This window comes from Methylobacterium aquaticum (genome assembly GCF_016804325.1).
Taxonomy (GTDB): domain Bacteria; phylum Pseudomonadota; class Alphaproteobacteria; order Rhizobiales; family Beijerinckiaceae; genus Methylobacterium; species Methylobacterium aquaticum_C.
In genome coordinates this window covers 4949884-4962408 of record NZ_CP043627.1, presented here as the reverse complement: position 1 = coordinate 4962408, position 12525 = coordinate 4949884, and the positions used below count along the sequence as shown (strand labels likewise).

Sequence of the window (12525 nt, the reverse complement as noted above, 5' to 3'; positions counted from 1 at the left end):
TGTTTTTCCTCCCCGAATCTCCATCCTCGACCACCCGCTTCGCCGATCCCGGCCGCGCTGCACTTGTCGCCTGCGCGCGCGCATGCATCGATGGGCGACCACCACGAGGGGGCCGCCGCTGCCGGCCCGAGGGTTTTCTTTCAAGGACGTGCCATGGGGCTGTTTCAGGATGCCTTCTCCCGGATCGGCCGGGTCGTCATGTCCTATGCCGGCGACACCGCCTTCCTCCACGCCGCCTGCTCGGCGGCCGCCACCGTGATCCTGGCCGACCAGGAGATCGACGAGGAGGAGATCGAGACGGCGCTCGCCGACCTCAGCAACAACCCGATCCTGCACAAGTCCTACGGCGTGCTGAAGCTCGAACAGGAGCTGCACGAGGCGATCGCCCGGGCGAAGAGCCGGGCCGGGCGGCTGGAGAACCTGCGCTTCGTCGGCGCCATCGCCGACCGTCCGCTGGAGCAGCGCCAGGACGTCTTCCTGATCGCCGCCGACGTCGCCGACCAGGGCGGGATCAGCGAACTGGAGCACAAGGCCCTCGACGAGATCGCCGAGGTGCTCGGCGTCGAGAAGACCGCCCTTCTGGGCGTGTGAGGGCCTGACACCGGGCGAGTCCGCCCCATCTCCTCCCCGGTCCAAGGATGGGGAGCATGTCGCGATGGATGTCGGATTTCTCGGGCTCGGCCGGATGGGCCGGGGGATGGCCCTCAACTTGGTGAAGGCGGGCCATCGGGTCCGGGTGTGGAACCGCTCGGCGCAAGCCGCGGAGGCCCTGCGCGCCCACGGCGCCGAGCCGGTGGCGACCCCCGCCGAGGCGTTCCGGGGCGATGCCGCCGTGACGATGCTGGCCGACGACGCCGCGCTCCACGCCGTCATCGTCGAGAGCGGCCTCCTCGACCAGGCCGAGCGGCCGAAGGTGCATCTCGGGACCAGCACCATCTCGGTGGCGCTGGCCGAGGAACTGGCGGCTATCCATGGCCGGGCGGGCGTCGCTTACGTCTCGGCACCGGTCTTCGGCCGGCCCGACGTGGCGGAAGCCGGCAAGCTCAACATCCTGGCGGCCGGCCCGGACGACGCCATTCTCGCGGCGCAGCCGCTCCTCGACGCGATGGGGGCGAAGACCTGGCGCTTCGGCGAGGCGCCGGCCCGGGCGAACACCGTCAAGCTCGCCGGCAACATGATGATCGTCGCGGCGATCGAGGCGATGGGCGAGGCCTCGGCGCTCGCCGAGGCGCACGGCGTCGCCGCCGCAGACCTCCTCGACCTCCTGACGAACACGATCTTCGCCGCGCCGGTCTACAAGAACTACGGCGCCTCGATCGCCGCCGGCCGCTACGAGCCGCCGGGCTTCGGACTGGCGCTCGGCGCCAAGGACGTGCGCCTGGCCCTCGCAGCGGGCGAAGCCGCCCGGGTGCCGATGCCGCTCGCCAGCGTGCTGCGCGACGGCCTGCTCGAGGCGCTCGCCCATGGCGACGGCGAGAAGGACCTGGCGGCGCTCGCCACCGTCTCGATGCGGCGGGCGGGCCGGGGCTGAACCCTGCCCGCGACGGCGCCTACTCGGCGGCGATGCGCCGGGGGCCGAGATCGAGGGCGGCATGCCCCAGGGTCTCGGCCACCGCGGTCAGGATCCGCGACAGGGCGTCGAAGCCGGGGCGGGGCAGGAGCTTGCGCTCGTCCATGTAGAGGGCGCGGTTGATCTCGATCTGGAGGGCGTGGCGGCCGAAGGCGGGCTCGCCGTAATGCTCGGTGATGAAGCCGCCGGCATAGGGCTTGTTGCGCACCACCCTGAGGCCGTGGCCGCGAAAGGCGGCCTCGGCGCAATCGATCAGGTCGGGTCCGCAGGCGGTGCCGAAGCGGTCTCCGAGCACCACGTCGATCGCCGGTCCCTCGTCGCGGCCGAGGCTCGTCGAGGGCATCGAGTGGCAGTCGATCAGGACGGCGTGCCCGAAGGTGCGGGCGGTGCGCGCCACCAGGTCCTTGAGGGTGCGGTGATAGGGCTTGTACAGTTCCTCGATCCGCGCAATCGCCTCCTCGACCGGCAGGCGGCCGCGGTAGATCTCCTGGCCGTCCGCCACCACCCGAGGCACCGTGCCGAGGCCGCCCGCCACCCGCATCGAGCGCACGTTGACGAAGGGCGGCAGCCGCCCGTCGAACATCCGCGGGTCGAGCTCGTAGGGCTCGCGGTTCACGTCGAGATAGGCCCGCGGGAAGGCGGCCTGCATCAGCGGTGCGCCCAGGGCGACGACGGGCGCGTAGAGCCGGTCGACGAAGGCGTCCTCCGAGCGGCGCAAGGCCACCGCGTCGAGCCGCGACGCCGCCACGAAGGAAGCCGGGTAGACCGCGCCCGAATGGCCGGTGTTGTAGACGAACGGCAGGGTCTGCCGCTCCGGCTCGTCCACCCGGAAGGGCGGCGTGAACAGGCTGGCGGGAGAGGCCTGGCTCATCCGGCGGTCCGGGGGCGGAGGGAGGGGACAGGAGGAGAGGGCATGGCAGGGGGGACATGGGACGCGGTCGCACCTTCATCCGGCTAATCTGGCGCCGCGGCCCGGCCCTGTCCACTGCCGCGAGGGTGTGGCGCCCCCGCAAATCCGGTCCGGATTCCGCCGGCGAATCCCGTGGGGAACCCGCCCCGAGGGGCGGCGCGTCAACACTCTGTTTACCACGCGGCCGCTTTATGGAATGAACACAGCGAATCGGAATCCAGGACTCCCGTTCATGAAGATCCTCCTCGCGGAAGACGACAACGACATGCGTCGCTTCCTCGCCAAGGCGCTCCAGAACGCGGGCTACGACGTGGCCTCGTTCGACAACGGCCTCTCGGCCTATAACCGCCTGCGCGAGGAGCCGTTCGAGCTCCTGCTCACCGACATCGTGATGCCCGAGATGGACGGCATCGAGCTGGCGCGCCGCGCCACCGAGCTCGATCCCGACATCAAGGTGATGTTCATCACGGGCTTCGCCGCGGTGGCGCTCAACCCCGATTCGAAGGCCCCGAAGGACGCCAAGGTCCTGTCGAAGCCCTTCCACCTGCGCGAGCTCGTCACCGAGGTCGAGAAGCTGATGGCGGCCTGAGGACCGCCCCGGGTCGAGATGGCGAGGGCGGACTGACGCGCCGCCGCTGGCGCGCTCCGTCGCGGGCGCCTATATTGGGCAAACCCCGATTTCGGGCCTCCCCCGCAGCGCACGAGCCGACGGATGCAGCCGGTCACGATCTACACCACCAGCTGGTGCCCCTATTGCTCGGCGGCCAAGTCGCTGCTGCAGGAGAAGGGCGCCGCCTTCACCGAGATCGACGTCGAGGCCAAGGCGGGTGCCCGGCGCGAGATGATCGACAAGGCCGGCGGCCGCACCAGCGTGCCGCAGATCTTCGTCGGGGCGACCCATGTCGGCGGCTGCGACGATCTCTACGCCCTCGACAAGTCCGGCCGCCTCGATCCGCTGCTGGCCGGCTGAACCTCTGGCGGGGGCCGGCCGCTCGTCGTAAGCTGGCCGGGCCTTCCCGGAGTTCCCGCGCATGACCGCTCCCCGCTTCGTCGCCGCCTGCGTGCAGATGCGCTCCGGCCGCGACCCCGCGCAGAACCGCGATGCCGCGGTGACGGGCATCCGCGAGGCGGCGGAACGCGGCGCGCAGTACGTGCAGACGCCCGAGATGACCTCACTCCTCGAGCGCGACCGGCCGAGCCTTTTCGAGAAAATCCGCGAGCCCGAGCACGATTCGACCCTCGGGGCGCTCCGCGACGTCGCCCGAGAGCGGGGCGTCGTGGTCCATGTCGGCTCGCTCGCGGTGAAGAATGGCGACAAGGTCGCCAACCGCGCCTTCGTGATCGACCGCAAGGGCGCGATCTCCGCGGCTTACGACAAGCTCCACCTCTACGACGTCGACCTGCCGAACGGCGAGAGCTACCGCGAATCGGCCACCTATACCGGCGGCGCCCGGGCCGTCGTGACCGACCTGCCCTGGGGCCGGCTCGGCGTCGCGATCTGCTACGACGTGCGCTTTCCCGCCCTCTACCGGGCGCTGGCCGAGGCCGGGGCCGAGATCCTGTCGGCGCCCGCCGCCTTCACCCGCCAGACCGGTGAGGCGCATTGGCACGTGCTCCAGCGCGCCCGGGCGATCGAGACCGGCTCGTTCATGATCTCGGCGGCGCAGGGTGGCCGGCACGAGGACGGGCGCGAGACCTACGGCCACTCGCTCATCGTCGATCCCTGGGGCCGGGTTTTGGCCGAGTGCGACGGCAACGAACCCGGCGTGATCCTGGCCGAGATCGACATGGCCCTGGTGGCGGATGCCCGCGCCCGCATCCCGGCCCTGCGCCATGCCCGCCCGGTGGTGGTCGAGACGGCCGGCGCCTGACGGGCTTCCCTTGCGGCCGGATTTCCGCCACACCGAGGGTTCGCGGAATCGCGAGACCCTCGCAAATGCGCGCCCGGCCACCGATATCCTCCCCATGATCCGCTACGCCCTGTCCTGCGAGTCCGGCCACAGCTTCGAGAGCTGGTTCCCGTCGAGCGAGTCCTACGACGAGCAGGTCCGGGCCGGCTTCGTGACCTGTCCGTTCTGCAACAGCCCGAAGGTGGCCAAGCAGATCATGGCGCCCTCGCTCGGCCGCGCGGCGACACTGCCGGCTCCGGTCGAGGCGCCGAGCGTACCTGCGACGCCTGCGCCGGCGGAGGCGCCGGTCAGCCTGGTCTCGGAGCCCGAGCGGCAGCTGCGCGCGATGATCCGCGCCCTGCACGAGCACGTCGCCCGCACCGCCGACCATGTCGGCGAGAATTTCGCGACGGAAGCCCGGAAGATGCATTACGGCGAGGCCGAGCAGCGGGCGATCTACGGCGAGGCGAGCCTCAACGAGGCGCGCTCGCTCATGGAGGAGGGGATCGCGGTGCAGCCGCTGCCGTCCTTGCCGGACGACCGGAATTGAGCGTCGGCTCATTGTTCTCTCAGAGCCTGTTCGACTTGCTCGGGCTGCACCGTGGTGAAAATTCCTGTCCATCCCACAACCTCATCCTGAGGTGCCGCGTAGCGGCCTCGAAGGAGGGCTCCAGAAATCTCAGCGATAGCTGGAGCCCTCCTTCGAGGTCAGTCGATCTTCAATCGACTAACACCTCAGGATGAGGTCGCGGAGGGGAGAAAATCCACCGATCGGCCAAACAGGTTTTCAGCTCGCCAGAAACAGCACCGACCGGTCGGACGCCTCCAGCACCGTTTCCGCCAGGGGGCCGAAGGCCGCCCCCTCGCCGGAACGGCGGGTGACCCCCATCACGATCAAGTCGTGATCGCCGGCCCGGGCCTGGCGCAGGATCTCGCGCTCGAGCGCCCGCGTGGCGCGCACCTGCGTCCGCACCCGTAGGCCCGCCTGCTCGGCGAGATCGAGCACGTCGCGCAGCGCCTCCGAATCGCCTTGGGCCAAACCGGTGAGGCGCCGGGTCCCGGCGGCCTGCGAGAGGAACAGCACCGTCAACGGCGCACTCGCGCCGCGGGCCAGGGTCACGGCGATCTCGGCGCCGCGCCGGGCGGCCCGGGTGCCGTCGATCACCGCCAGGACCGACAGGGCGGCCCGCTCCGGGTCCCGGCTGTGCGACCCCCGCGCCGCCGTGATGGCGAGCGGTCCGTCGAAGCGCTCCGCGGCCTGCGCCACCGCGTCGGCGAGCCCGCCATCGGGCGCCACCGTCGGATCGATGCCGACGATCAGGAGATCGTAGCCCTTGGCGGCCTCCTCGCCCACGACCTCCGCGGCGGGCGCCTCGCGGGCGAGTTCCGTCACCTCGACCGCCGCGGCGTCCTCGTCGTCCGTTCCCTGCCGGGCGCCCCGCGCCGCCTCCGTCACCGCGCCCGACAGGACGGCCTCGTCCGTCGCGGCGCCCAGCCGCACCACCGTGACCGGCATGCCGCGCGAGCCGGCGACGAGGCCGGCGAGCCGCGCGGCGAAGCGACCCTTCGGGCCGTCATCGGCGGCGACGAGCAGGCGTTCGAGATTGGCGACGAAGCCGCTCTCCTCCGCCGCCTCGCGCTCCAGCCGCTCCTTCTCCTCGCCCTTGAGCGGCAGGCGGTGGAGCGCCCAGCGCAGGGTCGGCGGCATCGCCAGGGTGGTGATCAACGCCATGGCGACGATCATCGTGAACAGGTCCTGGCTCAGCGCCCCCATGCCGAGCCCGATCGAGGCGACGATCACCTCGGTCGAGCCGCGGGCATTCATGCCGCAGGCGAGCGCCAGGGATTCCGACCGCCGCAGGCCCCCGAGCAGCCCGCCCGCGAAGGCGCCGGCGAACTTGCCGAGGCTCGCGATGGCGATGAGCCCGAGGGTGAGGAGCAGGAGGCGGGGGTCGCGCAGGATGGTGAGGTCGGCGCTCAGGCCGGCGAGCCCGAAGAAGATCGGCGCGAACAGGGCGGTGACGACGCCGCGCAGCTGCTCGTCGATGCGCTTCGTCAGGATCGGAGACTGGCCGACGAGAAGGCCGGCCACGAAGGCGCCGAGCACCGTATGCACGCCGATGGCCTGCGTGATCAGCGCCAGCACCCCCATCAGCACCAGGATCGCGGTGATCACCGCGGCCTCGCTGCGCAGCGAGTCGTTGGCCCAGCGGATCAGCCAGAAGACGAGGCGGCGCCCGACCGTGAGGCTGAGCCCGAGGAAGGCCAGGGTGCCGGCAAGGCTGCGGCCGACCTCCCACGGGTCGATCGTGCCGGCCTGCGCCAGGCTGAAGATGACCGCGATGATGACCCAGCCGATCGTGTCGTCGATGATCGCCGAGGCGACGATGACCTGGCCGACGTTGCGGCGCAGGAAGTTCATCTCGCGCACCACCATGGCGACGATCTTGACCGACGAGATCGCGAGCGCGGTGCCGAGGAAGAGCGCGGTGACGAGGCGCAGTTCCGGATGCGGCAGCATCGCCTCGGGCAGGAACCAGCCGAGCAGGAAGCCGCAGCCGAACGGCACCGCGACGCCGGTGACCGAGACGCTGAGCGCCGCGCGCCGGACCTTGCGCACCAGGGCGAGGTCGGTCTCCATGCCGGTCATCAGCAGCAGGAGCAGGATGCCGAGCTGGGCGATGCCGTCGAGGAGCGCCTTCTGGTCGCGGCCGGGCGGAAACAGCCAATGTTGCGCGTCCGGCCACAAAGCCCCGAGGAAGGAGGGGCCGAGCAGGATGCCGGCCAAGAGCTGGCCCATCACCGCCGGCTGCCCGATCCGCAGCATCGCCTCGCCGAGCAGGCGCCCGACGGTGAGGAGCAGGACGATCTGGACGACGAGCACCACCTCGGACGGGCCGCCGCCCGAGCCGATTCCGGCGGCGTGGGCGGTGCCGGCGGCGAGCAGCGCGACGACGAGGAGCGCCGTCCTCATGCGGCCGAGCCCGTCGGGAGGAGAAGCCCGGGGTGAGGGGAGGACGCAGGGACGCTGGTTTCTCGCACGCGGGTCTCTCGTGTCCTCTCGCTTCGAGCGAGCGTCAACCGGGGCGCGCTTGACCGGTTCCTGAAACACCGTCAAGGCGGTCGGCGAGGGCAAGCGCCCGTTGCTCGTTGCTCGTTGCTCGTTGCCCGTTGCCCGTTGCCTGTACGAGCCGGGAGCCCGATCCTCGCCAGGGCGGTCACCCGGCGCTCTTCCAACAACAAACGATTTTGCGGAGGAAACCCCATGCGAGCCTTGAGGCTGCTGCGCACCGCGGCAGCGGGCGCGGCCCTGTCGCTGATCGCCCTCGCGGCCCTCGCCGCCGACTACCCGGCGCCCAAGGAAGGCGACTGGACGATCAAGGACTTCAAGTTCCACACCGGCGACGTCCTGCCGGAGCTGCGCCTGCACTACACCACGATCGGGGATCCGAAGGGAGAACCGGTGGTCGTCCTGCACGGCACCACCGGCTCGGCCGCCAGCATGCTGACGCCGGGATTCGCCGGCGAGCTGTTCGGCCCCGGCCAGCCGCTCGACGCGGCCAAGTATTACATCGTCATCCCGGACGCGATCGGCCACGGACGATCGTCCAAGCCGTCGGACGGATTGAAGGCGAAGTTCCCGCGCTACAACTACGACGACATGGCGGAGGCGCAGTACCGGCTGCTCAAGGAGCATCTCGGCCTCAACCACGTCCGCCTGGTCATCGGCAACTCGATGGGCGGGATGCATGCCTGGATCCTGGGCGTGAAGCATCCCGGGTACATGGACGCCCTCGTCCCGATGGCGGCGCAACCGAGCGAGATGGGAAGCCGCAACTGGATCATGCGCCGGCTGCTGACCGAGACCATCCGGCGCGACCCGGCCTACGCGAACGGCGAGTACACGACGCAGCCGCCATCCCTGCGGGTCGCCAACGTGTTCTTCGCCCTGGCCACCAGCGGCGGCACGCTCGCCCTGCAGAAGCAGGCGCCGACCGGGGCGCTGGCCGACAAGCTGGTGGATGCGCGCCTGAACCAGCCGTTCAGCGCGGATGCCAACGACTACATCTACCAGTGGGATTCGTCGCGCGGCTACAATCCCTCCCCGGGCCTCGAGACGATCGAAGCGCCCGTCCTGGCGATCAACTCGGCGGATGACGAGCGCAACCCGCCCGAGACGGGGATCATGGAGCGCGAAATGAAGCGGCTGAAGACCGGGCGCCTCTACCTGATCCCGGCCAGCGCCGAGACCACCGGGCACGGCACCACGGCCTTCGCCCGGTTCTACAAGCAGCAGCTCCAGGATTTCCTGCAGGCCGCGCCGAAGCGCGCGATCTAGGTCGTCGGCGGGTCTTCGGTCCCGAAGTCCCGTCGATTGGCGCAGCCGTATCGATATCCTTCACGTCGTTTTGGAAGAGAGCCCCCGGGACCACTCCCGGGGGCTCTCTTCTCATCTCACGCCTTCTCGAGCACGTAGGTCCCCGGCGCCGCGCCCAGAGACGGCAGCACCCCGCCGCCGGGCTGGCGCGCCGGCACCCGCTCGGAATTCTGGTATTCGAGCCAGCTCAGCCAGTAGGGCCACCACGAGCCCTTGTGCTCGGTCGCAGCCGCGATCCAGTCCTGGAGCGTGCCGTGGGCCGGCCCGCCGGTCCAGTACCCGTATTTGGGCTTGGCCGGCGGGTTGACCACGCCGGCGATGTGGCCGGAACCCGCCAGCACGTAGTCGACCGAGCCGCCGAAGGCACGGCAGCCCTCGAAGACCGAGAGGGCCGGGGCGATGTGGTCTTCCCGCGTCGCGAGGTTGAACACCGGCACCGTCACCTTGCCGAGGTCGAGGCGCACGTTGCCGAGCACCATCTCGCCGCGCGACAGCTTGTTGTCGAGGTAGCAGTTGCGCAAGTAGAACGAGTGGTTGGCGGCCGGCATCCGGGTCGCGTCGGAGTTCCAGTACAGGAGGTCGAAGGGCAGCGGCGCCTTGCCCTTCAGGTAGTTGTTGACGACGTAGGGCCAGATCAGGTCGTTCGGCCGCAGCATGTTGAAGGCGTTGGCCATCTTGGCGCCTTCGAGGTAGCCGCGGTCCTTCATGCCGGATTCGATCGAGCGGATCTGCGCCTCGTCGACGAAGACCTTCAGGTCGCCGGCATGGGTGAAGTCGACCTGGGTGGTCAGGAAGGTGCTGCTCGCGATGCGGTCGTCGCCCACCGCCGCCATGTAGGCGAGGCTGACGGCGAGCAGCGTCCCGCCGACGCAGTAGCCCACCGCCGAGACCTGGCGCTCGCCGGTCGCCTGCTCGATCGCCTCCAGGGCCGAGAAGATGCCCTCGCGCATGTAGCTCTCGAAATCCTTCGAGGCGTGGCGCGCATCCGGGTTGACCCAGGAGATCACGAACACCGTCAGGCCCTGGGCGACCGCCCAGCCGATGTAGCTCTTGTCCTTGTTCAGATCGAGGATGTAGAACTTGTTGATCCAGGGCGGCACGATCAGGAGCGGGCGCTTGAAGACCGTGTCGGTCTGCGGCGCGTACTGGATCAGCTCGATCAGGTCGTTGCGGAACACCACCTCGCCCGGGGTGTTGGCCATATTGACCCCGACCTTGAACTGGCCCTGGTCGGTCTGGCGCACGCGCAATTCGCCGCCGCCGGCCTCGACGTCCTCGGCCAGCATCTTCATGCCGCGCACGAGGTTGGCGCCGTTCTCCCGGAAGGTCTCGCGGATGAGTTCGGGGTTGGTCGCCACGAAGTTCGACGGCGACATCGCGCCGGAGATCTGCCGGACATAGAACTGCGCCTTGGCGCGGGTATGGTCGTCGAGCCCCTCGGCCTCGTCGACCAGCACCTCGGCCCAGCGGCTGGTGATCAGGTAGCCCTGCTTGAGGAAGTCGAAGACCGGGTTCGTCGTCCATTCGGGGGCGGCGAAGCGCTTGTCCTTGGGGTCGGGCAGGGCGACCGGCGTCACGGTCTCGCCCTGCATGCGCTGGAGGGTCGAGCCCCACAGGGCCAGGAACTGCCCGCCGATCAGGCTCTGGGCCTCCAGCGCCTTCTGGGGATCGGTGAACCACTTCTCGGCCACGGTCCCGAGCGTGCGCACGACTTCCGTCACCGAGTCGGCGAGCGCCGTGTTCGGCTTGCCCGCCTCGAGGGGCTTGGCGTAGGCGGCGAGCGCCCGGCTGAACTGCTCGGTCATCAGGCCCGCATTGCGCGACAGGACCTCCACGTCCGCGATCGGACTCTGCGCACCCGGCGCCGTGCTCCTCTCAGATGTCACGCGCGTTCTCCTCCCTCATTATCGACGGCCCGCCGCAGCAAGCCGCCTTTCGGACAAAATATCGTCGCAAACCGCCGGTTCCGCCAGATGACCGGACCGGGTTTCCTCATCGCCACGGTGCTCTCGCGCAAGGTTCCCCTCACGTCATGCCCGCGTTCCCCGCTCTTTCGCCCACCCTTCGTTGCACTGCAACATGCTTGGTCTGCCTTGCGGTCATTCTTTCCACCGGCGGTTGCGTCCTCGACGGCGCCGGGGTGCGCGACGCCGCCAAGTCGGCGGGTTTCGGCCCCAAGGAGGTCGCGGCGCCGGACTTCGTGACCCGGTCCCGGCGCGGAAACGGAGACTTCCTGCCGGTCGGCGAGTCGGCCCCGCCCCGCGAGACTCGTGCCAAGTCGGCCGCCGGGGTGAAGCAGCTCGAGGCCGAGCTCGACGCCAGCCGCCAGCGCAACGAGGTCCGGGGCCGCGACGCCGCCAAGGTCGGCGGCGCGGTCAAGCCGCCGGCTCCGCCGCAAGCCCCCTCCAACTAAGGTCCCGCCGGGCGAGTGACGCAAGTTCGGGCGCCCGAACTTCCTCTCGCCCCAAAACCCTTCTAGACAGCATCTGTGACACGCGCGTCGCAGCGGCGGCGCCGATCCAGGACCCGGCCATGACCGATTTTCACCGCATCAAGCGACTGCCCCCCTACGTCTTCGAGCAGGTCAACCGGATCAAGGCCGCCGCCCGCGCCAACGGCGCCGACATCATCGACCTCGGGATGGGCAACCCGGACCTCGAGGCGCCCCGCCACGTGATCGAGAAGCTGGTCGAGACCGCCGGCAAGCCGCGCACCGACCGCTACTCGGCCTCGAAGGGCATCGCAGGCCTGCGCCGCGCCCAGGCGAACTACTACCAGCGCCGCTTCGGCGTCTCGCTCAACCCCGACACGCAGGTCGTGGCGACGCTCGGCTCCAAGGAGGGCTTCGCCAACATGGCGCAGGCCATCACGGCGCCGGGCGACGTGGTGCTGGTGCCCAACCCGAGCTACCCGATCCACGCCTTCGGCTTCCTGATGGCGGGCGGCGTGGTCCGCTCGGTCCCCGCCGAGCCGACCCCCGCCTTCTTCCCGGCGGCCGAGCGGGCGATGCAGCACTCGATCCCCAAGCCCGTGGCGATGGTGGTCTGCTACCCCTCGAACCCGACCGCCTACGTCGCCTCCCTCGACTTCTACCGCGACCTCGTCGCCTTCGCGAAGAAGCACGAGCTGATCCTGCTCTCCGACCTCGCCTATGCCGAGGTCTATTTCGACGACGACAACCCGCCGCCCTCGGTCCTGCAGGTGCCGGGCGCGATCGACGTGGCGGTGGAGTTCACCTCCCTGTCCAAGACCTTCTCGATGGCCGGCTGGCGGATGGGCTTTGCCGTCGGCAACGAGCGGCTGCTGGCGGCGCTCACCCGGGTGAAGTCCTACCTCGACTACGGCGCCTTCACGCCGATCCAGGTCGCCGCCACTGCCGCCCTCAACGGCCCGGAGGACTGCATCCACGAGATGCGCGCCACCTATCGCCGCCGCCGCGACGCGATGGTCGATGCCTTCCAGAAGACCGGCTGGGACATCCCGGTGCCGTCCGCCTCGATGTTCGCCTGGGTGCCGATCCCGGAGCGGTTCCGGAGCCTCGGCAGCCTCGAATTCTCGAAGCTCCTGGTCGAGAAGGCCGACGTGGCGGTGGCTCCGGGCATCGGCTTCGGCGAGCACGGCGACGATTACGTGCGGATCGCGCTGGTCGAGAACGAGCAGCGCATCCGCCAGGCGGCCCGCAACATCCGCCGCTTCTTCGACAACGCCGACCGCACGCTGCACAACATCGTGCCGATGCAGAAGGTCGGCTGAGGCGAAAAACTTGTGGCCGGGGGGC

The 12525-nt window shown here is 70.0% G+C and carries 12 protein-coding genes; 9 read left to right on the top strand and 3 right to left on the bottom strand.

What is annotated here, in order from left to right; genetic code table 11:
* Positions 1-153 precede the first annotated feature (153 nt).
* Complete coding sequence (locus tag F1D61_RS22610; RefSeq protein ID WP_203154353.1) at positions 154-591, top strand: Tellurite resistance protein TerB; 438 nt, start codon at positions 154-156, stop codon at positions 589-591.
* Between the two features lie 64 nt (positions 592-655).
* Positions 656-1531, top strand: a complete 876-nt coding sequence (locus F1D61_RS22605) for an NAD(P)-dependent oxidoreductase (protein WP_203154352.1) — start codon at positions 656-658, stop codon at positions 1529-1531.
* Positions 1532-1550: 19 nt separating this feature from the next.
* Here the strand turns inward: F1D61_RS22605 and F1D61_RS22600 are convergent, their stop codons facing one another.
* Positions 1551-2441, bottom strand: a complete 891-nt coding sequence (locus tag F1D61_RS22600; protein ID WP_203154351.1) for an N-formylglutamate amidohydrolase — start codon at positions 2439-2441, stop codon at positions 1551-1553.
* Between the two features lie 271 nt (positions 2442-2712).
* Between F1D61_RS22600 and cpdR the strand changes: the two genes are divergently transcribed.
* From cpdR to F1D61_RS22580, 4 genes are all read left to right on the top strand, one after another.
* Complete coding sequence (gene cpdR / locus F1D61_RS22595) at positions 2713-3069, top strand: cell cycle two-component system response regulator CpdR (RefSeq protein WP_048427828.1); 357 nt, start codon at positions 2713-2715, stop codon at positions 3067-3069.
* A 123-nt stretch (positions 3070-3192) separates the two neighbouring features.
* On the top strand, positions 3193-3450 hold the full coding sequence (gene grxC, locus F1D61_RS22590; protein WP_203154350.1) for a glutaredoxin 3: 258 nt from the start codon (positions 3193-3195) through the stop codon (positions 3448-3450).
* Between the two features lie 61 nt (positions 3451-3511).
* Positions 3512-4351, top strand: a complete 840-nt coding sequence (locus tag F1D61_RS22585; RefSeq protein ID WP_203154349.1) for a carbon-nitrogen hydrolase family protein — start codon at positions 3512-3514, stop codon at positions 4349-4351.
* A gap of 94 nt (positions 4352-4445) precedes the next feature.
* Positions 4446-4919, top strand: coding sequence for a DUF1178 family protein (locus tag F1D61_RS22580; RefSeq protein ID WP_203154348.1), 474 nt, complete (start codon positions 4446-4448; stop codon positions 4917-4919).
* Positions 4920-5156: 237 nt separating this feature from the next.
* On the opposite strand, the gene F1D61_RS22575 is transcribed toward F1D61_RS22580, so the two are convergent.
* Entirely contained in the window at positions 5157-7343 is a 2187-nt protein-coding gene (locus tag F1D61_RS22575) for a cation:proton antiporter (RefSeq protein ID WP_203154347.1), read from the bottom strand.
* 291 nt (positions 7344-7634) lie between these two features.
* Between F1D61_RS22575 and F1D61_RS22570 the strand changes: the two genes are divergently transcribed.
* Positions 7635-8708: an alpha/beta fold hydrolase gene (locus F1D61_RS22570; protein ID WP_203154346.1), complete on the top strand. Its 1074-nt coding sequence runs from the start codon at positions 7635-7637 to the stop codon at positions 8706-8708.
* A gap of 116 nt (positions 8709-8824) precedes the next feature.
* Here the strand turns inward: F1D61_RS22570 and phaC are convergent, their stop codons facing one another.
* Positions 8825-10633, bottom strand: coding sequence for a class I poly(R)-hydroxyalkanoic acid synthase (gene phaC, locus F1D61_RS22565; RefSeq protein WP_432443165.1), 1809 nt, complete (start codon positions 10631-10633; stop codon positions 8825-8827).
* A 254-nt stretch (positions 10634-10887) separates the two neighbouring features.
* On the opposite strand from phaC, the gene F1D61_RS22560 reads away from it, so the two are divergent.
* Both F1D61_RS22560 and F1D61_RS22555 read left to right on the top strand, forming a co-directional pair.
* Entirely contained in the window at positions 10888-11160 is a 273-nt protein-coding gene (locus F1D61_RS22560) for a hypothetical protein (RefSeq protein ID WP_246775479.1), read from the top strand.
* Between the two features lie 119 nt (positions 11161-11279).
* On the top strand, positions 11280-12500 hold the full coding sequence (locus F1D61_RS22555) for an LL-diaminopimelate aminotransferase (RefSeq protein WP_203154344.1): 1221 nt from the start codon (positions 11280-11282) through the stop codon (positions 12498-12500).
* The last annotated feature ends 25 nt before the right edge of the window (positions 12501-12525 follow it).